The sequence below is a fragment of the Sphingomonas bacterium genome, from assembly GCF_028289855.1.
In the GTDB taxonomy this organism is placed as follows: domain Bacteria; phylum Pseudomonadota; class Alphaproteobacteria; order Sphingomonadales; family Sphingomonadaceae; genus Sphingomonas.
The window spans coordinates 1-25394 of record NZ_JAQGKZ010000105.1; the positions used below are offsets into that span (position 1 = coordinate 1).

At 64.9% G+C, this 25394-nt stretch carries 29 protein-coding genes; 19 read left to right on the forward strand and 10 right to left on the reverse strand.

Going from position 1 to position 25394, the window contains the following annotated elements:
• Both JWM94_RS12265 and JWM94_RS12270 read right to left on the reverse strand, forming a co-directional pair.
• On the reverse strand, window positions 1–953 hold a 953-nt coding region (locus JWM94_RS12265; protein WP_299427230.1), incomplete at its 3' end, for a glycosidase.
• An 8-nt stretch (window positions 954–961) separates the two neighbouring features.
• Window positions 962–1837 carry an alpha/beta hydrolase gene (locus JWM94_RS12270; protein ID WP_299427233.1) on the reverse strand — a complete coding sequence of 292 codons (876 nt, stop codon included), beginning with the start codon at window positions 1835–1837 and terminating at the stop codon, window positions 962–964.
• Between the two features lie 37 nt (window positions 1838–1874).
• Here JWM94_RS12270 and JWM94_RS12275 point away from each other — a divergent pair, with 37 nt between their 5' ends.
• From JWM94_RS12275 to JWM94_RS12320, 10 genes are all read left to right on the forward strand, one after another.
• Window positions 1875–3311 (forward strand): protein adenylyltransferase SelO family protein, encoded by a 1437-nt coding sequence (locus tag JWM94_RS12275; protein WP_299427236.1) that lies wholly within the window; start codon window positions 1875–1877, stop codon window positions 3309–3311.
• An 11-nt stretch (window positions 3312–3322) separates the two neighbouring features.
• Entirely contained in the window at window positions 3323–4744 is a 1422-nt protein-coding gene (astD, locus tag JWM94_RS12280; RefSeq protein ID WP_299427239.1) for a succinylglutamate-semialdehyde dehydrogenase, read from the forward strand.
• 207 nt (window positions 4745–4951) lie between these two features.
• On the forward strand, window positions 4952–5173 hold the full coding sequence (locus tag JWM94_RS12285) for a YdcH family protein (RefSeq protein ID WP_299427242.1): 222 nt from the start codon (window positions 4952–4954) through the stop codon (window positions 5171–5173).
• Between the two features lie 15 nt (window positions 5174–5188).
• Complete coding sequence (locus JWM94_RS12290; RefSeq protein ID WP_299427245.1) at window positions 5189–5899, forward strand: Bax inhibitor-1/YccA family protein; 711 nt, start codon at window positions 5189–5191, stop codon at window positions 5897–5899.
• A 2-nt stretch (window positions 5900–5901) separates the two neighbouring features.
• The gene (locus JWM94_RS12295) at window positions 5902–6171 is read left to right on the forward strand and encodes a zf-TFIIB domain-containing protein (RefSeq protein ID WP_299427248.1); all 270 of its coding nucleotides are present in this window, start codon (window positions 5902–5904) and stop codon (window positions 6169–6171) included.
• A gap of 97 nt (window positions 6172–6268) precedes the next feature.
• Window positions 6269–7060 carry a uroporphyrinogen-III C-methyltransferase gene (cobA, locus tag JWM94_RS12300; RefSeq protein WP_299427252.1) on the forward strand — a complete coding sequence of 264 codons (792 nt, stop codon included), beginning with the start codon at window positions 6269–6271 and terminating at the stop codon, window positions 7058–7060.
• Window positions 7057–7353 carry a DUF2849 domain-containing protein gene (locus tag JWM94_RS12305; RefSeq protein ID WP_299427255.1) on the forward strand — a complete coding sequence of 99 codons (297 nt, stop codon included), beginning with the start codon at window positions 7057–7059 and terminating at the stop codon, window positions 7351–7353. The genes cobA and JWM94_RS12305 overlap by 4 nt, the downstream gene beginning before the upstream one ends.
• Window positions 7354–7456: 103 nt before the next feature.
• Window positions 7457–9088: a nitrite/sulfite reductase gene (locus JWM94_RS12310; RefSeq protein WP_299427258.1), complete on the forward strand. Its 1632-nt coding sequence runs from the start codon at window positions 7457–7459 to the stop codon at window positions 9086–9088.
• Complete coding sequence (locus JWM94_RS12315) at window positions 9081–9482, forward strand: DUF934 domain-containing protein (RefSeq protein ID WP_299427261.1); 402 nt, start codon at window positions 9081–9083, stop codon at window positions 9480–9482. The genes JWM94_RS12310 and JWM94_RS12315 overlap by 8 nt, the downstream gene beginning before the upstream one ends.
• Window positions 9475–10233 (forward strand): phosphoadenylyl-sulfate reductase, encoded by a 759-nt coding sequence (locus JWM94_RS12320; protein ID WP_299427264.1) that lies wholly within the window; start codon window positions 9475–9477, stop codon window positions 10231–10233. Before JWM94_RS12315 ends, JWM94_RS12320 begins: the two co-directional genes overlap by 8 nt.
• On the opposite strand, the gene JWM94_RS12325 is transcribed toward JWM94_RS12320, so the two are convergent.
• Window positions 10230–11735: a replicative DNA helicase gene (locus JWM94_RS12325; protein ID WP_299427267.1), complete on the reverse strand. Its 1506-nt coding sequence runs from the start codon at window positions 11733–11735 to the stop codon at window positions 10230–10232. The two genes, JWM94_RS12320 and JWM94_RS12325, sit on opposite strands and share 4 nt — an antisense overlap.
• Before the next feature lie 88 nt (window positions 11736–11823).
• Between JWM94_RS12325 and JWM94_RS12330 the strand changes: the two genes are divergently transcribed.
• From JWM94_RS12330 to dcd, 4 genes are all read left to right on the forward strand, one after another.
• A complete protein-coding gene (locus JWM94_RS12330; protein WP_299427270.1) occupies window positions 11824–12306 on the forward strand; it encodes a UPF0262 family protein in 483 nt (160 codons plus the stop codon).
• Between the two features lie 2 nt (window positions 12307–12308).
• Window positions 12309–12983 (forward strand): GH25 family lysozyme, encoded by a 675-nt coding sequence (locus JWM94_RS12335; protein WP_299427274.1) that lies wholly within the window; start codon window positions 12309–12311, stop codon window positions 12981–12983.
• Window positions 12980–13414, forward strand: coding sequence for a cytidine deaminase (locus tag JWM94_RS12340; protein WP_299427277.1), 435 nt, complete (start codon window positions 12980–12982; stop codon window positions 13412–13414). The genes JWM94_RS12335 and JWM94_RS12340 overlap by 4 nt, the downstream gene beginning before the upstream one ends.
• 87 nt (window positions 13415–13501) lie before the next feature.
• Window positions 13502–14056, forward strand: coding sequence for a dCTP deaminase (gene dcd / locus JWM94_RS12345; protein WP_299427280.1), 555 nt, complete (start codon window positions 13502–13504; stop codon window positions 14054–14056).
• 190 nt (window positions 14057–14246) lie between these two features.
• Here the strand turns inward: dcd and JWM94_RS12350 are convergent, their stop codons facing one another.
• The 4 genes from JWM94_RS12350 to JWM94_RS12365 form a co-directional block, all read right to left on the reverse strand.
• Complete coding sequence (locus JWM94_RS12350; protein WP_299427283.1) at window positions 14247–14675, reverse strand: biopolymer transporter ExbD; 429 nt, start codon at window positions 14673–14675, stop codon at window positions 14247–14249.
• 29 nt (window positions 14676–14704) lie between these two features.
• Window positions 14705–15175, reverse strand: a complete 471-nt coding sequence (locus JWM94_RS12355) for a biopolymer transporter ExbD (protein WP_299427286.1) — start codon at window positions 15173–15175, stop codon at window positions 14705–14707.
• Between the two features lie 93 nt (window positions 15176–15268).
• Window positions 15269–16063, reverse strand: a complete 795-nt coding sequence (locus JWM94_RS12360; RefSeq protein ID WP_299427289.1) for a MotA/TolQ/ExbB proton channel family protein — start codon at window positions 16061–16063, stop codon at window positions 15269–15271.
• A 70-nt stretch (window positions 16064–16133) separates the two neighbouring features.
• A complete protein-coding gene (locus JWM94_RS12365; protein WP_299427293.1) occupies window positions 16134–16799 on the reverse strand; it encodes a TonB family protein in 666 nt (221 codons plus the stop codon).
• A 214-nt stretch (window positions 16800–17013) separates the two neighbouring features.
• Here JWM94_RS12365 and JWM94_RS12370 point away from each other — a divergent pair, with 214 nt between their 5' ends.
• Window positions 17014–17844 carry a hypothetical protein gene (locus JWM94_RS12370; RefSeq protein WP_299427296.1) on the forward strand — a complete coding sequence of 277 codons (831 nt, stop codon included), beginning with the start codon at window positions 17014–17016 and terminating at the stop codon, window positions 17842–17844.
• On the opposite strand, the gene JWM94_RS12375 is transcribed toward JWM94_RS12370, so the two are convergent.
• Complete coding sequence (locus tag JWM94_RS12375) at window positions 17841–18212, reverse strand: dihydroneopterin aldolase (RefSeq protein WP_299427299.1); 372 nt, start codon at window positions 18210–18212, stop codon at window positions 17841–17843. The two genes, JWM94_RS12370 and JWM94_RS12375, sit on opposite strands and share 4 nt — an antisense overlap.
• Window positions 18213–18311: 99 nt before the next feature.
• Here JWM94_RS12375 and JWM94_RS12380 point away from each other — a divergent pair, with 99 nt between their 5' ends.
• The 4 genes from JWM94_RS12380 to JWM94_RS12395 are packed head-to-tail and all read left to right on the forward strand — an operon-like array spanning window position 18312 to window position 21184.
• Entirely contained in the window at window positions 18312–18824 is a 513-nt protein-coding gene (locus JWM94_RS12380) for a GNAT family N-acetyltransferase (RefSeq protein ID WP_299427302.1), read from the forward strand.
• A 25-nt stretch (window positions 18825–18849) separates the two neighbouring features.
• The gene (locus tag JWM94_RS12385) at window positions 18850–19416 is read left to right on the forward strand and encodes a DUF1285 domain-containing protein (RefSeq protein ID WP_299427305.1); all 567 of its coding nucleotides are present in this window, start codon (window positions 18850–18852) and stop codon (window positions 19414–19416) included.
• A complete protein-coding gene (locus JWM94_RS12390) occupies window positions 19413–20009 on the forward strand; it encodes a CoA pyrophosphatase (RefSeq protein ID WP_299427308.1) in 597 nt (198 codons plus the stop codon). Before JWM94_RS12385 ends, JWM94_RS12390 begins: the two co-directional genes overlap by 4 nt.
• The gene (locus JWM94_RS12395; protein WP_299427311.1) at window positions 19997–21184 is read left to right on the forward strand and encodes a CCA tRNA nucleotidyltransferase; all 1188 of its coding nucleotides are present in this window, start codon (window positions 19997–19999) and stop codon (window positions 21182–21184) included. Before JWM94_RS12390 ends, JWM94_RS12395 begins: the two co-directional genes overlap by 13 nt.
• Here JWM94_RS12395 and JWM94_RS12400 read toward each other — a convergent pair.
• Window positions 21154–22800 carry an EAL domain-containing protein gene (locus JWM94_RS12400; protein ID WP_299427480.1) on the reverse strand — a complete coding sequence of 549 codons (1647 nt, stop codon included), beginning with the start codon at window positions 22798–22800 and terminating at the stop codon, window positions 21154–21156. The two genes, JWM94_RS12395 and JWM94_RS12400, sit on opposite strands and share 31 nt — an antisense overlap.
• Window positions 22801–22949: 149 nt before the next feature.
• Entirely contained in the window at window positions 22950–25199 is a 2250-nt protein-coding gene (parC, locus tag JWM94_RS12405; protein ID WP_299427314.1) for a DNA topoisomerase IV subunit A, read from the reverse strand.
• Window positions 25200–25394: the final 195 nt, after the last annotated feature.

Genomic DNA, 25394 nt, shown 5'->3' on the forward strand with positions numbered 1-25394 from the left:
TCCAGCAATGCCTGGTGGCTGGTGCGGATCACCACGCTCGGGTCGTCCGCGTCGAGGATCGACCAATAGGTGCTGTAGATCCCGACCACGCCGGATGGCTCGACCCCATGCCACAGCGTCAGCCAGCCATCCTCGGTCAGCACAGGTGGCGATCCGCCACCCATCCGCGCGGTGGACACGGTCGCGGCGTGCGGGCGGATGCCGGGCTTGTCATACGGCTTCCAGTGCAAGGCATCGGGCGAACTGGCGAGGTTGATCGAGGGCCCGCTGCGCCATTCGCTACCCGGCGGATAGGCGAAGTACAGGTCGCCAAGCGGCCGAGTCTGCGCCCAAAATTTATCGCCGACGAGCCCCTCGAAGATCAGCATGTCCTTGTTCTGGTGGTCGAGCACGATCCCTTCGAGCCGCCAGTCACGCGCATCGTCGGATGTGTAGAGTGCGGTGCATTGCCGCTCGGGACTGACCGAGCAGGTGGTCATCAGCCACCGATCGCCGACCTTGCTGATCCGCGCATCCTCGACGCCATAGCATTGGTACGGGGCGCGCGGCGCGATCACGCGGTCGTAATGGATCGCTTCGACTCGCCGCCCCTCGGCATCGAGTTCGACCGGGAGCAGCCAGGACAGGCTGGTCAGCGCGATCACCTTCCACCCGCCGCTGCGCATGACGAACGTGCGCGGGTCGGCGGTGTCGACCATCTCGATCGGCCAGGCGTCGAGCACGTAGTGGCCATCGTCCCACCGGATCGCGTGGATATGCTGGTCGAAAATCGGCTGGTGCAGCGCTTCGGCGATTCGCACCATCATCAACAAATTGCCGTTGGGCAGCCGAGTCAGCCCGGGGTTGAACGCCCCCAGCACATAGGTTTCGGTATCGAGATGCCCGGCGAGCGGGCTCCGCGCCAGATCGATGTCGCGCGGGTCGAGAACAAGAGCGTCGAAGGTCATGGTCACGCGACGCCTCAGGCCCGCACCGGTTCCCTCGCCACCCGTTCGAGCAACCGATCGATCGCCGCCGCGGCCTCGCGCTCGGTCAGCAATGGGGTGTGGCCGACGTCGGGCACCGTCACCAGCTCGGCATGGTCGAGCCGCGCGACCATTTTCTTCGCGGTCTCCTCGCCCAGCACATCCGATCGGCCGCCGCGTACAAGCAGCGTCGGGACATGCTTTAGCGCGTCGAACATCGACCACATGTCCGGCGCCGCCTCATTGCCGGGCACGCGGAACGGTTCGGCGATCTTCATGTCGTAATCGAGCACGATGCGGCCCGAACTGTTGAGCCGATACAGCCGCTTGGCCATCGCCAGCCAATCCTCGATCGAATGGTGCGGATAGACGTCGGCATTGCCCTCCTGCACCGCGCGCGCCGCGTGCATCCAGGTTGGCCAGGTGTTCGACTTGCCGACATAGGAACGGATCCGCCCCAGCCCCGCCGCCTCGATCTCCGGCCCGACGTCGTTGAGCAGCACGCCCACGACCTTTTCGGGCGCCGCGGCTGCGAGCAGCATCGTCACGATCCCGCCGAGCGAGGTGCCGAACGCGACGTAGCGGTCGCAGCCGAGTTCGCCGAGCAATCCCTCGACGTCCTTCGCGTAGGTCGTCGGCAAATAGGTCATCGGGTCCTTGGCGTACCCGCTCCCCCCGCGCCCGCGGAAATTGACCGCGATGACGCGCCACTCGCCCGCCAGCCGTTCGGCGACCTCCTCGAAATCGCGCGCGTTGCGGGTCAGCCCAGCCAGGCACAGGATCGGCGGGCGGTCGTCGCGGCCGGGATAGTCGCGATAGTGCAGCCGCACCTCGTCGTCGGACTCCCAGTAACGATTTTCATAAGCCGGCATGGTTGCGTCCTTTGGGGCGACACCGCCATATTGCCGCATGCCCGCCCGCCCGCAAGCTTATCGCCCCGAAACCGCCATTCTGGAACTGGGCGACGCGTTCTACGACCCGGTCGCCGCGGCCGATTTCCCGCAAGCGCTCCTGCGCTTCCGCAACGACCGCGCGGCGGCCGAGGTCGGGCTGGATTCGCTGAGCGACGACGAATGGCTAGCGCATTTCGGACGGTTCACTCCGTTGTCCGGTTCGCTGCAGCGACCACTCGCGCTGCGCTATCACGGGCATCAGTTCCGCGTGTACAACCCGGAGATCGGCGACGGGCGCGGGTTCCTGTTCGCGCAGATGCGCGACGCATCGAATCGATTGATGGACCTCGGCACCAAAGGGTCGGGACAGACACCCTACAGCCGGTTCGGCGACGGGCGGCTGACGCTCAAGGGCGGCGTGCGTGAGGTGCTGGCGACCGAAATGCTCGAGGCGCTTGGCGTGCAAACCTCACGCAGCTTCTCGCTGATCGAAACCGGCGAGGAACTGGAACGCAACGACGAGCCCTCCCCGACGCGCGGCGCGGTGCTGGTACGGCTGAGCCATAGCCATATCCGCATAGGCATGTTCCAGCGGCTCGCTTATTTCCGCGAGGAGGAGAACCTCAGGGCTTTGACCGCCTACGTCCTGCGGCACCTTAATGATGAGGAGCCGGGCGATGACGCGGCCGTTCGCTTGCTCGACCTCGTCGTGCAGCGCACCGCCCGCCTCGCCGCCAGCTACATGGCCGCCGGCTTCGTCCACGGCGTGCTCAACTCGGACAATATCAACGTCACCGGCGAAAGCTTCGATTACGGGCCGTGGCGGTTCAACCCGACCTGGGACCCGGCGTTCACCGCCGCCTATTTCGACCATGCGGGGCTCTACGCGTTCGGCCGCCAGCCTGAGGCGATCCACTGGGACGCGATGCAGCTCGCGGTATCGCTACGCCCGATCAGCGAGGCGGAGCCGCTGATCGAAGTGCTCGATACGTTCGGCGAGCATTACCAGCGCGCGGTCAGCGACGCGATCCTGTGGCGACTCGGCCTGACCCCGCGCGATCCCCACAGCGACCGCCAAGTCGTGCAGACAATCGAGCCGGTATTGCGCGGTACCGAAACGTCGATCGACCAATTCTTCTTCGATGCGTTCGGCGGCACGCTCCCCGATAGCTATGGCGAGCCTTGGGCCGAGGCTCGCGCCGCACTCGTGGCCTACGCGCCCCGCGCCGACCGGTCGCACCCCTATTGGTCTGGCGAGCCCTGCTCGATGCTGATCGACGAGGTCGAAAGCATCTGGTCTGCCATCGACGAGCGCGACGATTGGGCGCCGTTCCATGCCAAGATCGCCGCGATCCGCGCGATGGGCGGAGCCATCCAAGGTTCCGGCGACGCGCAGCGTCGTGGGAAAGATGGCGGAGGGGAGGCGCTGGCGAACGCCGCGCCGACCGGCTAGGACATCGGCGAATGCCCGGCGACCTGATCTCCCACGAACCCGCGACCGGCGCCGAATTATGGCGCGGCAGCATCGGCGACGTCGATGCCGAAGTCGCGGCCGCGCGCGCGAGTTGGGCCGAATGGGCGGCCAAACCGGTTACTTTCCGCATCGAAACGCTGCGCCGCTACGCCAACGTCGTCCGCAAGCACGCCGACGCCTTCGCCGACCTGATCGCGCGCGAAACCGGCAAGCCGTTATGGGAAGCCAAGACTGAAGTCGCGTCGGTCATCGCCAAGGTCGACATTTCTGTCGCTGCCTATTCGGAGCGCACCGGCCAGCGCCGGATGGAAGGCGACGCGGGCAGCCGCATGGCGCTGCGGCATAAGCCGCACGGCGTGCTCGCGGTGCTTGGACCGTATAATTTCCCGGCGCACTTACCCAACGGCCACATCATCCCGGCTTTGCTCGCGGGCAACGCCGTGGTGTTCAAACCGTCCGAAAAGACTCCCGCGTCGGGCGCGTTCCTGATCCAGTGCCTGCGCGAGGCTGGCGTGCCGGAGGGCTGCGCGCGCGTGCTGATCGGCGGGCCGGCGGAGGGCAAGGCACTTGCCGCGCATGACGATATCGACGGGCTGCTGTTCACCGGGTCGGCGCACACGGGCCTCGCGCTCAACCGCCAATTCGCGAGCCGCCCGGAAAAAATCCTCGCGCTAGAGATGGGCGGCAACAACCCGATCATCGTGTGGGACACGCCCGACCTCTACGCCGCCGCGGTGCTGGTGGTTCAATCCGCGTTCACCAGTGCGGGGCAGCGCTGCACGGCAGCGCGGCGGCTGATCGTCGACGAGGCGCTGTACGAGCCGCTGATGACCGAAATCGGCAAGATCGTCGACCGGCTGATTGTGGGGGGGCCGCACGACAATCCGGCGCCGTTCATGGGCCCGGTGATCGACAACCAGACTGCCGATCTACTGACCGAAAGCTTCCTCGAACTGATGATGCGTGGTGGCAAGCCGATCCGCCACCTCGAGCGGACCAACGACAATCTCCCCTTCCTGCTGCCCGGCATTCTCGACGTGACCGGTTTGAACGACCGGCCCGACATCGAATTGTTCGGCCCGATCCTGCAAGTCGTCCGCGCGCTCGATTTCGACGAGGCGATCGCCGAGGCGAACAACACCCGCTACGGCCTGTCGGCGAGCCTGATCAGCCAGACGCCCGACCTCTACAACCGCTTCTGGGCCAACGCCCGCGCCGGGATCGTCAACTGGAACAAGCCGACCAACGGCGCCAGTTCGGGCGCGCCGTTCGGCGGCATCGGCTGGTCGGGTAACCATCGGCCCAGCGCCTATTACGCCGCCGATTATTGCGCCTATCCAGTCGTGTCGAACGAGGCCGACTCCGCGCGGGCGAGCATCGGCGTCGGGTTGCGCGAGTACGAGCCGGAATAGGCGCGCGCCGCCCACCCCTTGCAACTTTCCGCGATTTCCCTAGTTTATAGCGTGCGGGACCGGGCCCCTCTGGCGACGGCTGAAAAGCCTTCGTGATGTCGGACCGCATCGAGGTAAACTCGGTGCAGGTTCGGTTGCCCTTTATCCGGCGCCCCAACTCTCAACCGAGCGGACTTCGATCGATTCAATATCGATGGAGTGGCTTGTATGACCAATTTGATCGAGCGGCTGATTGCCGCTCACCAGCTTATCAACCGGGAGATTCGCCGCGAACTGGCGCGCATGGCGCCCGATGCGTTGCGCATCCGCGACCTCAAGAAGCGCCGCTTGGCGATCAAGGATCGCTTGTTCCGGCATGTCCCCGACGCCGCCGAGATGCGGCGCGTCGCGCGGATTGCGCTGCGCCGCCGCGCGGTAGCGGCAATCTGACCAGGAGCCAGAGACATGGACACATACACCCCCTTCTCGCGCTTGGCGCAGTCGAGCGCGGCGTTCGACACAGATCTGCGCGGCTATATGCTGGGCATCTATCGCAACATGGGTCTCGGCCTCGCGCTGACCGGGCTGGTTGCCCTGGCGGTGGCAGCAACGCCGCCGCTCAGCGCGTTGATCTTCGGCACCCCGCTCAAATGGGTGGCGATCTTTGCGCCGCTCGCCTTCGTAATGTTCTTCAGTTTCCGGATCGACCGGATGACCACCGCCGGAGCGCGCGCCGCCTTTTTTGCGTTCGCCGCGGTGATGGGCGTATCGATGGCGAGCATCTTCCTCGTCTTCACCGGCACCAGCATCGCCAGCGCCTTCTTCACCGCCGCCGCGATGTTCGCCGGCCTCAGCTTGTGGGGCTACACCACCGAGCGTGACCTGACGGGCCTCGGATCGTTCCTGATGGTCGGGCTGATCGCGGTGGTCGGGGTCAGCTTGGTCAATCTGTTCATCGGATCGTCGATGCTTCAGATGCTCGTCTCGATCGTCGGCGTCGTGGTGTTCGCGGGCCTGACCGCGTGGGACACGCAGCGGTTGAAGAGCGAGTTCGTTCAGTATCGCGGACATCAGGCGCTCGACAAGATGGCGATCATGGGCGCGCTGTCGCTCTATCTGAACCTGATCAACATGTTCCAGTTGCTGCTCGGCCTGATGGGCCAGCGGGAGGAATGACGATGAGCAATTTCACCTGTCCGGTCGACGGCGCGACCCTGGTGCCGATGGAGCGCCAAGGGATCGAGATCGATCATTGCCCCACGTGCCGCGGCATATGGCTCGATCGCGGCGAGCTCGACAAGATCATCGAGCGCAGCGCGGCGCCCGCGCCACCATCGCGTGAGATGGCGTATGAGGAACGGCGCCCATCCTACGGCGACCGGCCCAGCCTTGACGATCGCCACCGGCCCAAGCGCAAGCGGTCGTTCCTGGAGGATTTGTTCGACTGATCCTCCTTGGGGCGGGCGTGGCAAAAGCTCCGCTACGCCCGCCCCAACCATCCATGCGTTGCCCGACCGGCCCGTCGCGACCATTTCGCGTCGCATCATGGCAACGCTTCTCGACCCCCAGGCGCGCGGGCGCGTCATCCTGGTCGGCGCCGGTCCCGGCGACCCCGGCCTGCTCACAGTTCGCGCGGTGGATGCGCTGAAATGCGCCGACGTCGTCGTCCATGACGGGCTGATCGATCCGCGTGTGCTCGACATCGCGCCGCCCGACGCTCACCGCATCTCGGTCGCCAAGCAGCGCGCCAAGCACACGCTGCCACAGGAGGCGATCAACGCCCTGATCGTCGCGCACGTTCGCGCCGGATCGATTGTCGTTCGGCTGAAGGGCGGCGATCCGTTCATCTTCGGGCGCGGCGGTGAAGAGGTCGAGGCGGTGCGTTCGGCGGGATTGCCGGTCGAAGTTATCCCCGGCGTGTCGGCTGCGCTCGGCTGTGCGGCGGAGGCAATGCTACCGCTGACGCATCGCGACCACTCGTCGGCGGTCAGCTTCGTCGCGGGCCAGTGCAAAGGGCTGGCCGATCAGGATTGGTCGGGGCTCGCCGGCAAGGGCCGCACGCTCGTCATCTATATGGGCGTCGCGACGTGCCCTGACATTGCCGACAAATTGATGGCGGATGGCGTCGCGCCCGACATGCCCGTCGCCGTGCTCGAGCGCGGCACGCTCGAAGGGCATCGCGCGATCAAGACGTTGCTCGCCGATCTCGGCCCGATGGTCGAGCGCGAGAAGGTGCAGAGCCCGGCGATCATCGTCGTCGGCGAAGTGGTCGATCTGTCCGACGCCGAGGACAAGCTCGCGCGCTGGGCGCGGGTTGCCGAAAGTGCTGCAGCGTGAAGCTCGCGACCGGCAACGACTTGGCCACCGGCGACGTCATCTGGTGGACCGGCCAGGGCTGGTCGCGCCATGTCCAGGATGCGGTCGATGTCGGCGATGGCGGCGATGCGATCCTCCAGGCCGAGGAAGGCGCGCGCCGGGTCAACGGATCGTATATCATCGACGCGACCGAAACGCCCGACGGCCCGCGCCCCGCGCACATCAAGGACCGCGTCCGCGCGCTAGGCCCGACGGTGCGGCCCGACCTGACGCTCAAGCCGAGCGATCCGGCGGCGGGGAGCTGGGTAATATGAGCGCGTTTTCTTCCCCGTTCATCCCCGGACTGGATCCGGGGCTGTCGAAGCACATGCCCGGTACACGCCCTTCGACAAGCTCAGGGCGAACGGAGTCCATTTGATGTACCGCTACGACCGATACGACCAGGCGATCGTCGATGCCCGCGTCGACGAATTCCGCGACCAGGTGCGGCGCCGCCTGGCCGGGCAGATTACCGAGGATCAGTTCAAGCCGCTGCGCCTGATGAACGGGCTGTATCTACAGCTGCACGCCTATATGCTGCGTGTCGCGGTGCCGTACGGCACGCTCGACAGCCGCCAGATGCGGATGCTCGGCCACATCGCGCGCAAATACGACCGCGGCTACGGCCATTTCACCACGCGGCAGAACATCCAGTACAATTGGATCAAGCTGGAGGAATGCCCCGACATCCTCGCCGACCTAGCGACCGTAGAAATGCACGCGATCCAGACGAGCGGCAATTGCATCCGCAATATTTCATCCGACCAGTTCGCCGGCGCCGCTGCGGATGAGGTCGCCGACCCCCGCCCCTGGGCCGAACTGATCCGCCAATGGAGCACCTTCCACCCCGAATTCAGCTTCCTGCCGCGCAAGTTCAAGATCGCGGTGATCGCCGCCAACGAGGACCGCGCGGCGATGCGGCTGCACGATATCGGCATCCAATTGATCGAGTGCGACGGTGTGCTCGGCGCCAAGATTTTCGTCGGCGGCGGCATGGGCCGCACGCCGATGATCGCGCCCGAAATCAAGGACTTCATCACAGCCGACGACCTGATGAGCTATCTCGAAGCCTGCTTGCGCGTGTACAATCGCCACGGCCGGCGCGACAATATCTACAAGGCGCGGATCAAGATCCTGATCCATGAGATCGGCGCTACCGAATATGCCCGTCAGGTCGAGGAAGAGTTCATCGCGGTGAAAGCGCTCGGTATCGACCCGCCCGCGGCAGAACTGGCGCGCATCACCGCGTTCTTCGGCGAGCCCGCGTTCGAAACCGGCGCGGCCACCCACATCGACCGCAGCGACCCTGATTTCGCGGTCTGGGTCGACCAGAACGTCAAGCCACACAAGCAATCCGGCTACGCGATCGTCAACATCAGCCTCAAGCCCATCGGCGGCATCCCCGGCGACGCGAGTGCCGATCAGATCGACGTCATGGCCGACCTTGCCGAACGCTACAGCTTCGACGAATTGCGCGTCACCCACGCGCAGAACATCGTCCTGCCGCATGTCCGTACCGCCGACCTGTATGCGGTGTGGCAGGCGCTCACTGACGCGGAACTCGCCGAGGCCAATCTCGACTTGATCAGCGATATCATCGCTTGCCCCGGGCTCGATTATTGCAGCCTCGCCAACGCGCGATCGATCCCCGTCGCGCAGAAGATCGCGACGCGGTTCGCGGATCTCGGGCGCCAGCGCGAACTGGGCGAACTCAAGCTCAAGATTTCTGGCTGTATCAACGCATGTGGGCATCACCACGCTGGCCATATCGGAATCCTCGGCGTCGACAGGAAAGGCACCGAGAATTACCAGCTCCTGCTCGGCGGATCGGGCGCGGAGGACGTCAGCCTCGGTAAGATCACCGGTCCGGGATTCGACGAGGACGGCGTGGTCGACGCGATCGAGCGCGTCACCGACAAATATCTCGCGGTGCGCGCCGACGGCGAGCGCTTCCTCGACACGTATCGCCGCATCGGGTTCGAGCCGTTCAAGGAAGCGATCTATGGCTGAGCAGGACGAACCCGCGGTGACGCTCGACGCATTCCTCGACGGCCAGACCAATGCGACGTCGGTGCGGCTGGAGGCGGGCGACGATGCGCGCGCGCTGATCCCGCATCTCGGCCAACTCGCGCTGATCGAAGTGTCGTTCCCGGCCTTCCGCGACGGTCGCGGCTATTCGTCGGCGCGGGTGTTGCGCGAGGCGGGGTATGCGGGCGAGTTGCGCGCGGCCGGCGACGTGCTGATCGACCAGGTGCCGTTCATGCGGCGCTGCGGCTTCGACAGCTTCGCGCCCGAAGCGCCGATCGATCCGGCGGTGCTGGAGGCGTCGCTGGCGCGCTACGAATACCACTATCAGTCGGCCGCCGATGCCGCCGTCCCGGTGTGGAAGCTGCGGCATGGCTAACCCCTTGCGCAAGATCGACCTGATCGACACCGCGCCGGCCTTCACGCAGGCAGATGCCGACCGCCTCAACACGCGGTTCGCGGGCGTCGATACGCTGACGATGCTGCGCGCGCTGTTCGCCGACGGCACGCTTGGCAACACCGCGGTGGTGTCGTCGTTCGGTACCGAAAGCGCGGTGCTGCTCCATCTCGTCGCGCGCGCCGATCCGGCGACGCCGGTGATCTTCGTCGATACGCTGCGGATGTTCCCCGAAACGCTCGCCTATCGCGACACGCTGGTCGCGGCGTTGGGGCTGCGCGACAGCCGCACGATCACTCCCGATCCGCTCGTGCTGGCGGCCAGGGATGCGGAGCGGTTGCGCTGGTCCTTTGATCCCGACGGCTGCTGCGACATCCGCAAGGTCGAACCACTTCGCCGCGCCAAGGCCGGGCTCGACAGCTGGATTTCGGGTCGCAAGGCGTTCCAGTCGCAGACTCGCCAGAACATCGCGCGGTTCGAAGTCGAGGACGGTCGGCTGAAGGTCAATCCGCTCGGCGACCGGGTGAAAGCCGATCTGGACGCGTATTTCGCCGAACACGATCTGCCGCGCCATCCGCTCGAAGCCGATGGCTACGCATCGGTCGGCTGCCAACCATGCACGTCGAAGATCCAACCGGGCGAAGATCCCCGGGCGGGCCGCTGGCGCGGGTGGGAAAAGACCGAATGCGGGATACACGTGCCAGAAAAACCGGGCGAAGAGCCAGTGTTTTAGGGCGCGGCTAAATAATTCCTGTCGAGCTCATAATTACTGAATTTCGTTATTTCGGCCTCAAAGCGAAGCTTGACCTTTCCCGTAGAGCCATGGCGTTGTTTAGCGATAATTAGCTCTGCCAAACCTTGGTGCTCTGCGAACTTTTCCGACCAAACCGCGTGTTTGGTGTGGACGTCCGCGGCGCTCGTCGGCGTCGGGTGCTCAGGCTCGCTCATCGCAAGATAATAATCCTCGCGATAAACAAAGAGCACAACGTCGGCGTCTTGCTCGATCGATCCCGATTCGCGTAGGTCGGATAGAACCGGACGCTTATCCTCTCGCTGCTCGACAGCGCGACTAAGCTGCGACAGTGCTAACACTGGCACATTCAAGTCTTTCGCAAGTGTCTTCAGCCCACGGCTGATTTCGGAGATTTCTTGCACTCGATTATCGTTTGAACTTCGACCACTACCCTGCAAAAGCTGCAGGTAATCCACAACAATCAATCCGAGCTCGCCATTCATCCGACGTTGCATTCTTCGTACGCGGGTATGGAGCTGTCCGATCGTCAGGCCAGCTGTATCGTCTATAAGAAGAGGCAAATCCTGAAGCTCCCCCGAAGCAGCTACAAGCTTATCCATCTCGTGTTGTTTGATGTCTCCCAAGCGGAGCCTATGCGAACTCAGCCCAGCCTGTTCAGCTAAGATGCGCGTCGCCAACTGGTCGGCGGACATTTCTAAACTAAAAAACCCGACCTTCGCACCGATACGCCGTTGGACAGCGATCTCATCCTCAACGTCCCGCATCCAACGCTGGGCAGCATTAAATGCAATATTTGTTGCAAGCGCGGTTTTCCCCATACCTGGTCGACCGGCAAGAATAATTAGGTCTGATTTTTGCAGTCCACCCATAACAGCGTTCATGGACGTTAGCCCGGTAGTAATTCCGGACACCTTACCGCCAGAATTTAGGGCGCGATCTGCCATCGCCACCGCTTGTGTTGCCGCCTTTCCGAATGTCTTGACCGCCGCCTCGCTACCGCCATCGGCGGCGACTTTGAACAACTCCTCTTCCGCCGCCTCGATCTGACCGCGCGGATTGACTTCTTTCGACGTGTCCATCGCCTTGTCGACCAAGCCGCGCCCGACTTCGATAAGCGTTCGCAGCATCGCCAAATCGTAAATTTGCTGCGCGAACTGCCGCGCCCCGATCATGCCCGCGCCCGATCCGGTCAACCGCGCTAGATAGCCAGGGCCGCCAAGCTCTTTCATCGCCGGATCGGCCTCGAACATCGGCCGTAGCGTCACGGGTGTCGCATTCATGTCCCGCTCGCGTAAGCCTTTGATCGCGGCGAAGATCCGCCCATGCAGCGGCTCGAAGAAATGATCCGCGGTCAGCCGGTCGGTCTCATCGGCGATGCGGTTGTCGATCATCATCGCGCCGAGAAGCGCGGCTTCCGCCTCGACATTCTGCGGCAACGTCGGGGGTTCGGTCGTTGTGAGAGAATGAATCGCGGTCGCCATGCCAGTCCTTCTACGCGCTCGTCGGTTTGGCTCAACCATGGTTGCGACCGGCGTTGTGCATAAAGCCGTGGACCGATAAGCGCGAAGCGTGGCCGATCATCGCATCAAGGAGATCAAGCTCGACGAGCGGACGATCATGTGGCGCAACGCCGATGTCGAGCAGGAACGCCGCATCGCGATCTTCGACTTGCTGGAAGACAATAGTTTCCGGCCCGAGCGCCAATATCCTGACGATTATGCCGGCCCCTATCTACTCAACGTGGCGGTCGAGGAAGGCCGGTTGGTGCTCGACGTCGCGCGCGAGGACGGCTCGCAGCTGGAAACATTGATCCTGTCGCTCGGCACGCTCAGGCGGCCGATCAAGGACTATTTCGCGATCTGCGATTCGTATTACGACGCAATCCGCAACGCGAGCCCGGCACAGATCGAGACGGTGGACATGGCGCGGCGCGGTGTCCACAACGATGCCGCCGAGCTCCTCAAGGAGCGGCTGGGGGGCAAGATAGAGGTCGATTTCAACACCGCGCGGCGGCTGTTCACGCTGATCTGCGTGCTGCACATCCGGGGCTGACGATGTCGCGGCGGGTTTTGCTGTGGGGCGGGCTGAGCGTCATCGCGGCGCTGTTCGCTGGCGCGCTCTATCTGTTTGCGCTGAGCTGGCGGCCATCGACCGACATATACGACGTCCAGGGAATCGACGTGTCCGCGGCGAACGGCGCCATCGACTGGAACGCGGCCAAGGCGGCTGGCGCCAGCTTCGGCTACATCGCCGCCACCGACGGGGGCACGCGCGACGAACGGTTCGAGGAGAATTGGCGCGCCGCCGCCGCGGCCGATGTCAGGCGTGGCGCGGTTCATGTCTGGTCGCTTTGCCAACCCGCCGCCGATCAGGCGAACAATTTCAATACCGTGGTGCCCAAGACGGACGATTCGCTACCGCCGGCGCTATCGATGGATTTCGCGGCCGGTTGCGATGCGCGGCCCATGCGCGATGCCGTGCTGGGCGAAATCCGCCGCTTTGTCACGATGGTCGAGGCGCATACCGACCGTCCGGTGATCCTGCTCGCGTCGCGCGCGTTCGAGGCGCAGTATCGCGTCACGGAAGCGATCGACCGCCCGATATGGAGCGCGGGGAATTTCTTGTCCCCCGATTATGCCGAGCGGCCATGGCGGATGTGGCGCGCGAGCGATATGCGTCGGATCGACGGCATAAACGGGCCGGTAAACTGGGACGTGGTGGCGAAATGAGCGATGCGGAACGACTGATCGCAGCGGCGCGCACGGCGGCGGCCAACGCCTATGCGCCCTATTCGGGTTTCTCGGTCGGCGCGGCGTTGCTGATGAGCGATGGCGACGTGATCGGCGGCGCCAATTTCGAGAATGCCAGTTACGGCCTCACGCTTTGCGCGGAAACCGTCGCGACCGCCACCGCCAGCGCAGCCGGACGACTGAGGGAGATCGTCGCGGTCGGCATCGTCGGCGGGATGACGGGGAAGGACGGCATCGAGCCGGTGCTGCCCTGTGGCCGCTGCCGCCAGGTGCTCAACGAAGCCGCGCAGGTCGGTAAACGCGATCTCGCGATTTATTGCTCGGGGCTAACCGGCGGCCCGGTCGAGGAGTATCGATTGTCCGACCTGCTGCCACACGCGTTCGGCCCGGCGAGCCTCGGTCTGGCCTGACCCGCACCGTCCACAACTTTTCGTAGGCCGTCGCCTTGCCCGCGGCGTGCCCACGCGACATCGTTGGCAAAAGGGAGCGATTGCCGAATGTCCATCCTGTCCGACCGCTGGATCCGTGAGCAGGCTACCGAACACGGCATGATCGAGCCGTTCGTCGAGGCGCAGCGCCGCGAAGGGTGCATTTCCTACGGCCTGTCCTCCTACGGCTATGACGCGCGCGTCGCCGACGAGTTCAAGATCTTCACCAATATCGACAGCGCGGTGGTCGATCCCAAGAATTTCTCCGACAACAGCTTCGTCGATCGCAAGACCGATTGCTGCATCATCCCGCCCAACAGCTTTGCGCTGGCGCGGACGGTCGAATATTTCCGCGTACCGCGCGACGTGCTGGTGATCTGTCTCGGCAAATCGACCTATGCGCGTTGCGGGATCATCGTCAATGTGACCCCGCTGGAGCCCGAATGGGAGGGGCACGTCACGCTCGAATTTTCGAACACGACGCCGCTACCGGCCAAGATCTACGCAAATGAGGGGGCGTGCCAGTTCCTGTTCCTCCAGGGCAACGAGCCGTGCGAGACGAGTTATGCCGATCGCGCCGGTAAATATATGGGCCAGCGCGGAGTGACGCTGCCGAAACTCTGAGGTCGGGTCAGCGGATTAGCGGTCGCTAATCCGCGTCGCGGGCCCGACCACGGCCAGCCTCGCACCTACGAGGCCTGACGACGCGGCTTTGCCGCGGCGCGATGGATCACCAGCCACACCTCATCGCCAAACGAAAAGGGCGGCCGCTCGCGCGACCGCCCTTTTGCCAACCCGGTGCTGAACGACAGCGTCAGAATTCGTTCGCGTAATATTCGTTGCCGATGAAGCCGAGCTTGGTGATGCCCGAGCGCTTGATCACCGCGAGCACGTCGTCGATCTTGCCATACCGCGCATCGGGCGACGGCTGGAAGTGCAGTTCGGGCTCGGGGACGATTGCTTTGGTCGCCTCGAGAAACTGCGCCAATTGCTCATCGCTCGTGATCTCCGTGCCTTTCCACGTCATCCGGTCATCGGCATAGATGATGATCTTGTTCTTCTGCGGCTCGACCGCCGGTTGCGGCTGATTGGAATTGACCGGCAGGTCGACCTTCACCGCATGCGTCTGGGCCGGGATCGTCATGATGAACAGGATGAGGAGCACCAACAGGACGTCGATCATCGGCGTCATGTTCAAGTCCATCATCGGCGAGCCATCGTCCTTGCCGCCACTCATTGCCATGATTCAAAACTCCGTAATATCGCTGGCGGTCAGGATTTGGGCGGCGGCTGCGAGATGAAGCCGACCTTGATGAACCCTGCGCTCTGCATCGTGTAGATCGCGCCGCCGACACATTTGTACGGCACATCGACGTCGCCACGAATATGGACCTCCGGAATCTTTTCCGGGTCGATCGGACCGGCTGCCTTCAGCCGTTCGATGTCCGCGTCCATCTTCTTCTTGGCTTTGTCGTGCAGTTCCTGGTGACCCATCCGGGTCATGCCCCAATAAACCGCGCATTGGCCCTTGTCGTCCTTGGTGATCGACAGCGAGACGTTTTCGGGCTTGGTCGTCGTCGGGTCGTACTTCACATCGGGCAGCTTCAGCTTGATGTTCTGAACCACCACGGGAACGGCGATGAGGAAGATGATGAGCATCACCAACATCACGTCGACCAGCGGCGTGGTGTTGATGTCCGACATCGGTGTATCGTCGGAGCCACCTCCGGAACTGAACGCCATTGAGCAATCCTATCCTTAACTTCGGCTACCCACGGCAATGCGCCGGGGGGCAGGCGGGACGGAGCCGTTCAACTCCGTCCCGTATCGTCTGCCTTACGACTTGATCGGCACGCCGCCGGTCTGGCCGGCCGTGGTGGTCGCGACGGGCTTGGCCGCCGGAGCGGACCCAGCAGCCTTGCGCGCTGCCGCCGGCCGCACTGCACCGTTCGACGCGAGGTAACCGAGCACGTCGGTCGAGAAGGCACTGAGGTCTTCCGCGATCGATTTGTTGCGGCGCTGCAGCCAGTTGTATGCGAGCACCGCCGGAACCGCGACGACCAGACCGAACGCGGTCATGATCAGCGCCTCGCCGACCGGGCCGGCGACCTTGTCGATCGATGCCTGACCGGCCTGGCCGATGTTGATCAGCGCGCGATAGATGCCGAGCACCGTACCGAACAGCCCGATGAACGGCGCGGTCGCGCCGACCGTCGCGAGGAAGGCGAGACCCCCGCCCAATTGCGAGTTGATCGAGTCTTCCGAGCGGCGCAGCGAGCCGTGCAGCCAGTCATGCGCCTCGACCGGATCGGTCAGCCGACCGTGCAGTTCCTGCGCGGCGAGACCGTCATCGACAAGCTGCTTGTAGGCCGAGTTCTTCTCGAGCTTGGCGGCGCCTTCGCGCAGCGAGTTCGCGTTCCAGAAGCTGGCTTTAACGCGGCGGGCCTGGTTCATGATCTTCTGCTGCTCGAACAGCTTGGTGAACATGATGTAGAGCGAGAAGAACAGCATGATCGTCAGAATGCCGGCCACGGTCCACGAGATGAAACCGCCCTGCTGGAGGGCGTTCATCACGCCGAACTGTTCTTGAGCGCCTCCCGAGGCGCCGGAATTAAGGATGGAAATGCTCATTCGATGCTTCCTCTTTAGATCGTCCGGATAATACGGCGCCGACGGCCAAGCCGCCGGACGCCGGCTTTAATTAATCACCATCTTTCAGCACCCACCGGGTACTGATCGGCCAGGAATAGGCCTGCGGCGTCCCGTCAGAGTCCTTTTGGACTATGAAGCGGCCACGACGCGTCGCCAGACTGCACGTCGTATTGTCGAGATCGGAATTGCCGCTCGATGCGGTAACCCGGCACCCGGCAACACGGCCGGACGTATCGATGTTCAACAACACCGCGACTCGACCCGACGCATTGGCGCGCTTGGCTGCCGCCGGGAAATCCTCATCGGTGAACCAGCCACCCGGATTGCCCTTCGGACCACCCTTCACACCAATTGCCTTCGGCACCGGCGCGGTGGGCTGGGGCGGAATGGTGGGCGGCGGCGGCGTGACGACCATCGGCGCCGGCGGCACGTAGGGCGCGACGTACGGCGTCGGTACCGGCGAATTGAACACCGGCGGCGCGGTCGGCGGCGGCGGCAGGTTCGGCTGATCCGGCGGCGGCGGCGGCGGCTTGTCAGGCGGCGGCGGTGGCGGTGGTGGTGCCACGTCGAAGGTATTCAGCTTTTCACTGATCTTCTTGGCGACGCTCGACGCCAAGCCGGTCACGAATGCGTAGCCAAATGCCGCAACGATGATCGAACAGATAACGATCGCTACGATGCGGCTGCCACTAGTATCACGATCAGCATATGCCATTCAGAAACCCAACTCCCTCATCCGACCCACATGCTACCGACCGTTAACGGCCCGGCAACGAACCCTTCGGCTAGCGCCGGATCGGGTAGAACGCGAGTCTCTATCGCCACGTTAGGACCGACGCAAACGCTTTGTCGGACGCAACAAACGTACAATCGCACCGTGGCAGAATTATTTCTGTTTAGGAACGATCGCTTCCACTAACCCTTTCGGTATGTCGAGTGTTCCCATCTGGCGATTCTGTGTCGCATTCGCCCTTGCCGCACCTTTCCCCGCCATTGCCGGCCCCGGCACGACGATCCCGGCGCCTGCCCCCACGTACCGGTACGCCGACGTCGCCGATTTGACGCTGAAGGCGCCGATGGTGATCGTCGCCACCGTTCGCGACGCCGCCCGAATCAAGGGCGCTGAAGCGGCGAAGGTTGCGCCCGGTTATGTGCGCTTGTACCTGACCGTGGATGTCGTCGCGCTGATCCGCGGACCCGGTGCGGTGCCGCCACAGCTCGGCTATCTTTATGATGCCAAACTGGATTCGCGCGGGCAGGCGCCCAAGCTGAAGAAGCAGCGCGTGTTGCTGTTCGCGCGTCCGGTCGCGAGCGCGGCCGATCAGGTGCAATTGATATCGGACGGCGCGCAACTGGCCTGGAGTCCCCCGACCGAGGCGACGACGCGGCGAATCGCAACCGACGTCGTGGCCTCCGATTCGCCCCCGGCGATCGCCGGCATCTCTAACGCGTTCCACGCCGCGGGATCGCTGCCCGGCGAAGGCGAGACTCAGATTTTCCTCAAGACCGAGGGCCATCCGATTTCGCTGTCGATCATCCGCAAGCAGGATCAGAGCCCGGTCTGGACGGTCTCGCTGAGCGAGGTGGTCGACAATGCCTTGCCCCCGCCGCAGCGCGACACGTTTTTATGGTACCGTCTGGCTTGCGGCCTGCCCCGCGAGCTGCCGGCGGATATTTTGTCGGGGCTCGACCCGTCCGATTCGGCCGCGATTCGCGATGATTATGCGCTGGTGAAAACGGGACTGGGCGCCTGCCGCTAGCGGCGGTTTCTAACCAGCGTGATCCCGATCGCTTCGCCCGCCTCGGCGATCGCCAGTTTGACGATCTTGACCTCGACCCGCGCGACTCGCTTGTCCTGCAGGAACAGCGTCTCGCAGATATGCTCGGCGACCGCCTCGACCAGCTTGAAATGCACCCCCGGCGGCAACGCGGTCGTTGCGGCGTGTTTGAGGTCGAGATAGTTTTTCGACGCGGTCAGCGGCGTGTCGGGATCGAATCGGCCGGGCAGGTCGAGATCGACCGTCACCGACATCCTGAGCGGCTGCGGCAGGTGCGTTTCCTCGGAATAGATCCCCGTCAGCACCATGACCTCCAGGTCGTGGACATGCAGTTGCAGGCGATCGGTCATCGCGCGCGCCCTGCCCGTCCTGCTCTCGGCGATCAAGCCCCGCTTGCAATGGCGCGCATTGCCGGTACGACCCCGCGCCCCTGATCCGAAGGATAGAATGTGCCGACGTTCGTGCCGATCGCAACCGTGGAGCCCGCCGCTGTCGAGGCGTTGCTGGACCGCGCGTTCGGCCGCGACCGGCATGGCCGCACCGCGTATCGCCTACGTGAGGGCGTCGGCGCGATACCGGAACTGAGTTTTGCCGCGATCGAGAACGGCGAGCTGGTCGGCACGATCCAGTGCTGGCCGGTCGAACTGGTTAGCGACGACGGCGCTCGATGGCCGCTGGTGCTTGTCGGGCCGGTGGCGGTCGAGCCGGCGCGGCAGCGCGGCGGACTGGGCAAGGAATTGATGCACCAGGCGCTCGACGCCGCGGTCGAACTCGAGCTCGACGGCGCGATGATGCTGATCGGCGACCCCGAATATTATGGCCGCTTCTGGGGGTTCGGCGCCGACGCGACCGGCGGCTGGCGGCTGCCCGGCCCGGTCGAGCGCCACCGCCTGCTGGCGCGCGGCACAGAGGTCCCGGCGGTCGCTGGTATTGTCGCCCCGCGCGTGACGGTTGCGGCCTAACGCCCGCTGCCCTAGCGCTTGCCCCATGCCGATGGAGCCGCCGCCCGACCTCGCCAGCCTGTCGCTCGCCGACATCGCGCGGCTGGCAGGCACCCAGCGCCTGCCCCCGGTCGATCAGTGGCACCCGACGCATTGCGGCAACAGCGACATGCGGATCGCGCGCGACGGGACGTGGTTTCACCAGGGATCGCCGATCGGGCGGCAGGAAATGGTGCGGCTGTTTTCGACCATCCTGCGGCGCGAGCCCGCTGGCGGGTATGTGCTGGTCACGCCGGTCGAGAAGCTCGACATCGTGGTCGAGGATGCGCCCTTTGTCGCGGTCGAGATGAAGGCCGAAGGAGACGGGCGCGACGCCAAACTCGCGTTCCGCCTCAAAACCGGCGACCTGGTCACCGCCGGTCCGGATCACCCATTGCGGTTTGTCCAGTTGGACGACGGTCCGCACCCGTATCTCCATGTGCGCGGCGGGCTGGAGGCGCTGGTCGTGCGCAGCGTCTATTACGAGATTGCCGAGCGCGCACTGTCCGGCGAGGACGACCCCGCCGGCGTGTGGAGCAACGGCGCGTTTTTCGCGCTGGAGCCTGTCGCATGACATTGGCCGAGCGGTTGCGCGCGGCGCTGGCGGCCGACGATCACGATCCCATCATGCTGCCCGGCGACCAGCGCCATCCGCCGTTCGATCAGGGCGAGCCGGCCGCTGCGGCGGTGCTGGTCGCGATCACCGACCGGCCGGCGCCGGGGGTAATATTGACCCAGCGCACCGATACGATGCGCAAGCACGCTGGCCAGGTTGCTTTTCCCGGCGGCCGGATCGATCCCGGGGATAAGGATGCCGCCGCCGCCGCGCTGCGCGAGGCCGAGGAGGAAATCGCGCTGCCCCGGAGTGCGGTCGAGGTCATCGGGGCTGCCGACCTGTATCTCACCGTCACCGGCTATTCGGTGACGCCGGTGATCGGCGTGATCGCGCCCGACCTCGATTATCATCCCAACGAGGCCGAGGTCGCCGACGTGTTCGAAGTGCCGCTGGCGTTCGTGCTCGACCCCGCCAACCAAATCGAGACGAGCGCCGAATGGCAAGGCCGCATGCGTACCTATTACGAGATAAACTGGGGCGACCGCCGCATCTGGGGCGCGACCGCGGCGATGATGGTCAATTTGTCGCGGCGGCTGCGATGGGTGGCGTGACGCTGCCCCCCGCCGCGTGGCGCGACCGCGCAGGGCTGGCGCGCGTCATCGATGCATTGGGGTCCGGCACCGCGCGAATCGTCGGTGGCGCGGTGCGCGACACCTTGCTCGGAATCGACACCGCCGATGTCGATCTGGCGACGACCCACGCGCCGGAAACGGTCGTCGACCTGCTCGAAGCGGCGCGGATCAAGGCGGTCCCGACCGGAATAAAGCACGGCACGATCACCGCGGTCGCCAGTGACGAAGTGTATGAAGTCACGACACTGCGCCGCGACCTCGAAACCGACGGCCGTCATGCGACCGTCGCGTTCACCGACGACTGGCGCGAGGACGCCGCGCGGCGCGACTTCACGATCAACGCGCTCTACGCCGACCCGGCGAGCGGCGAGATTTTCGACTATTTCGGCGGGATCGATGATCTGGCTGCGCGACGCGTGCGCTTCATCGGCGACCCGCTGACCCGCATCGCCGAAGATCATTTGCGCATCCTGCGCTTTTTCCGCTTCCTCGCGCGATTCGGTGATGTGGCCGATGTCGAGGGGCTGAAAGCCTGCGCCGATCGCGCGAACGATTTGATGGCGTTGTCCCGCGAACGAATCGCCAACGAGTTGCTTCGCCTGTTGGTCGCGCCGCGCGCGCCGGAAGTCGTCGCGTCGATGGTCGAGCACGGTATTTTCGTGCCAGTGCTGCCGGAGATCGTCGACGTGCTGCAACTGGCGGCACTGGCGAGGCGCGAGGACGAAGCGGGGATAGCGCCCGACCCGATTCGCCGGCTCGCCGCGATCCTGCCGTCGAACGCTGCGACGGTGGCGACCATCGGCGCCCGGCTCAAACTGTCCAAGCTCCAGCGTCGTCGATTGGAAAGCGCGGCGGAACCGGTCGATATGGAGCCGCGCGCGCTGGCCTATCGGCTCGGCACCGAATTCGCGGTCGATCGACTGCTGCTTGCCGGCGATAGTCTTGGCGATCTCGACGGCTGGACGCCCCCCGCTCTGCCGCTATCGGGCGGCGCCCTGGTCGCCAAAGGCCTGACCGCGGGACCCGACGTCGCGCGGACGCTGCACCGAGTCGAGGATCGCTGGATTGCCGAAGGTTTTCCGGACGCGGCGCGCGTCGCGGAAATCGCCGACGAGGAAGTCGCTCAGGTGTTGGCCGACATCAGGAAGTCGTAAGCCATATCGGCTTCGAGCGGCTTGGCATAGACATAGCCTTGCCCGAACGTGCAGCCGAGTGCCGCGAGAGTCTGCGCCAGCTCGTTGGTCTCGATCCCCTCCGCGGTCGTGTCCATCCCCAGCGCCTGCGCCAGGCTGAGGATCGCGCGGACGATCGCGATCTTGTCGCGGTCGGCGAGCATCCCGGTGACGAAGCTGCGGTCGATCTTGAGCACGTCGATCGGCAGTTTTTGTAGATAGGCCAGGTTCGAATAGCCTGTCCCGAAATCGTCCATCGCGATCGTCGCGCCGAGCTGCTTGAGCGCATGCATTGTGTCGGACACGCGCTGCGGATCGGCGACCAGCGCGCTTTCGGTCAGTTCCAGCGTGAAGCGGCTGCCCGCCAATTTGTGCGCCATCAACGCGCTTTCGACCGCCGGGGCGATGTCGTCGCGGTGGAGCTGGATCGCCGACAGATTGACCGCGAACTTGACCCCGCACCCTCCGCCCGCCTTGATATCCCACGCCCGCAGCGTCTTCGCTGCCTCGTCGAGCGCCCAGCGCCCGAGCGGCACGATCAATCCCGATTCCTCGGCAACCGGGATGAAATCGTTGGGCAGATATTCCTGCCCGCTCTCGCTCGTCCAGCGTGCGAGCGATTCGAACGCGACGACACGGCCCGTGGCAAGGTCGCAGATCGGTTGATAGGTCAGCCGCAGCGCGCCTTGCTCGATCGCGCGACGCAGCTCGGTTTCGATCCCGAAGGCGGCGCGTGCGGCGTCGAACGCGCGGGTCTGGTAATGCTCGGCATGGCCCGACGTCTTGGACCGCTTCACCGCGAACTGCGCGTGACGGATCAGATCCTCGGGGTCGTCGATCTCGTCCGACCCGAACGCGACACCGATCGAACACGCGACGCGTATCTCGAAATCCGACATCCGGAACGGTGTCGCCAATGCCTGCTCGATGCGCTGCGCGACATGATCGGCCTCCGACGAATCGCCTTCGAGCGTCAGCAGGATGCCGAATTCGTCGCCTCCGGTACGCGCCAGCACATCGACCGCGCGCAACGCGCCCTTCAGCCGTCGCGCGACCGTGATCAGCAATTCGTCGCCGGCCATCGAGCCGAGGCACGCATTGACTCGGCTGAACCGGTCGAGATCGATGATCAGCACCGCATAATGCGCTGCGTCGCCGCCGGCCGCGATCTTGTCCTCGAGCCGCTCGCTGAACGCGGCGCGATTGGGTAGCCCGGTGAGGCTGTCGGTCATCATTTCGCGGCGCAGGTTGCGTTCCGTGCGCAACTCGCCGGTGTGGTCGGTCAGCGTGACAAAACAATGGGTCGACTTGGGCGAGCGGCGCGCGAGCATGATGCGGAAATGGCGGCAATCGACTGCGTCGCCGAACTCCCACGAGAATTCCTCGCGCTCGCCGTCGCTGCCAAGGAAGCGCGCGAATCGATCGCCCAATTGCTCGATCAGCGCCGATTCGCCTACCGTCGTGCCGAGTCCGGCCTGGCGGAACGCGCCGTTCGCGGCGGCGATACCGATGCGATTCTCAACCGGCCCAACCAGCGCGAGTGCCACCGGTATCAATTCGATCGAGGCGGCGATTCCGGCGAGCTGGCTCGGCAACAATTCGCCTTCCGCGGGTGGAGCGGAAACGGCTGGGGCAGTCTTCACGCGGGGGAATCCGAGCGGCATGTTCGCCGGACTAGTCTGGATTAGTTAAAGCGCCCTGAAGCATGCCCGCGAAATCAGCCACTTGGTTACGGTTTTGCTCGGCTTCAAAACTTGTTGTCCCGCGGGAATCCGGTCGGCGGCATCCGCCCCGCCGCACCGCGCGCGGTGCGCCATGGCTGAAGGTCGGTTTCGGTCCGCGTTCGTCCGCTGTCACCGCCCATCGCCCAGCTCAGCCCCTCGGCGAACTTGAACGTCACCGCATCGGCCAGCCCGCCGTCGCGAAAACGCTGCAACTGCACCCCCTGCCCCTTGGCCAGTTCGGCCACCTCGGCGAGCGGGAAGACCAGCATCTTGCGATTGTCGCCGATCGCCGCGACGTAATCGTCCTCGGGCTTGATCGGCCGGACCAGCTTGAGCTTGGCGCCGAGCCGCGGCGTCACCACGCTCTTGCCTTTGCGCGTCTCGGCGATCGCATCGGCGGCCTTGAGCACGAAGCCGCGCCCGTCGGATGCTGCGACCAGCAAACGCTCGGCCTCGTTGGCGCGAAGCAGCGCAGTGATCGGCACCTCACCATCCAGATCGATCAACAGCCGCACCGGTTCGCCGAAGCCGCGCCCGCCGGGTAATTTGTCCGCGGCCAGCGTGTAGAAGCGCCCGGTTTCGGCGGCGAGCAACAGCTTGTCGGTGGTCTGCGCGTGGAACGCGAAGCGCGGGCCGTCGCCTTCCTTGAACTTCATCGCGTCGGCGGAGGCCAGCTCGGCATGCCCCTTCATCGCGCGGATCCAGCCGCGTTGCGACAGAATGACGGTGATCGGCTCGCGCTCGATCATTGCCTCAAGCGGAATCTCGCGCGCCGGCGCGGCTTCGGCGATCGTCGTGCGCCGTTTGCCGAGCGCGGTTTCGGGGCCGTAGCGCTCGCGCACTTTGCCCAAATCGCGCTTCAACCGCGTGCGCTGACGAGCATCGCTCGACAGCAAGAGTTCGAGCTCGCCTTGCTCCTTCTCCAGCCCGTCGCGCTCCTTGCGAATCTCCATTTCCTCAAGTCGCCGCAAGCTGCGCAACCGCATGTTGAGGATCGCCTCGGCCTGCCGGTCGGTCAGGTCGAACTCGGCGATCATCACCGGCTTGGGCTCGTCCTCGGTGCGAATGATCGCGATCACGCGGTCGAGGTTGAGGAACGCGATCAGATACCCGCCGAGCAATTCAAGCCGGTCGGCGATCTTGTCGAGCCGGTGCTGCGACCGCCGCCGCAGCACGATGAACTGGTGATCGACCCAGGCGCTCAGCGCTTCCTTCAGGCTCATCACCCGCGGGGTGCGCGTCGCGTCGAGCACGTTGAGGTTGAGCGGCACGCGGGTTTCGAGGTCCGACAGCCGGAACAGGCTTTCGGTCAGCGTGTCCGAATCGACCGTGCGGCTGCGCGGTTCGAGCACGATGCGGACGTCCTCGGCGGATTCGTCGCGGACATCGGCGAGGATCGGCAGCTTCTTGTCGTTGATCAGGTCGGCGATATTCTCGATCAGCTTGCCCTTCGACACGCCGTACGGGATTTCGGTCACCACCAGGTGCCAGCCGCCGCCCTTTTCGTTGACTCGCTCGATCCGCGCGCGGGTGCGGAAACTGCCGCGCCCGGTGGCATAGGCTTCGGCGATCGCGGCGGGCGAATCGACGATCAGCCCGCCGGTGGGCAAGTCCGGGCCTTTGACGAATTCGAGCACGTCGGCATTCGCATCGTCGATCAGCGCGACCGCGGCATCGAGCAATTCGGCGGCGTTATGCGGCGGGATACTCGTCGCCATCCCGACCGCGATCCCCGCCGCGCCGTTGGCGAGCAGATTGGGGAACAGCCCGGGCATCAGCTCGGGTTCCTGGTCCTCGCCGTTATAGGTCGGGCGGAAGCCGACCGCGTCCTCGTCGAGCCCGTCCATCAGGTCTTGCGCGACCTGGGTCAGCCGCGCCTCGGTATAGCGGTAGGCGGCGGCGTTATCGCCGTCGATAGTGCCGAAATTGACCTGCCCGTCGACCATCGGAGAGCGCAGAGATAAGTCCTGCGCGAGCCGGACCATCGCATCGTAGACCGACTGGTCGCCGTGCGGATGATATTTGCCGATCACGTCACCGACGACGCGCGCCGACTTCTTGTAGGCATCGCCCGGCGCCATCCGCAGCAGCCGCATCGCCCACAGCAACCGGCGATGCACCGGCTTCAACCCGTCGCGCCCGGCGGGCAGCGACCGCGCGGTGATCGTCGACAGCGCGTAGACGAGGTAGCGTTCCGACAGCGCGCTATCGAACGGCGCATCGAGCACGCCGATCGGCGGGTTGTCGGGAAGGTCGGTGATTTCGGAAGGCATCAGGCGCGGTTAATGCGGATCGCCATATTGGGGAAGGGCTTCACGGCGGAAGGTGTGGACGACCGCGACGTGCTGACGCACGATGTCGATCGCTAGCAGGGAGAGGTTCGATCAGGTCGGTCATCCACGCCATCTTGGTCGCAGCGATATCGCTGTCGGCGATCATTACCGACCCGGCGGCGGCGCGATGCCGGG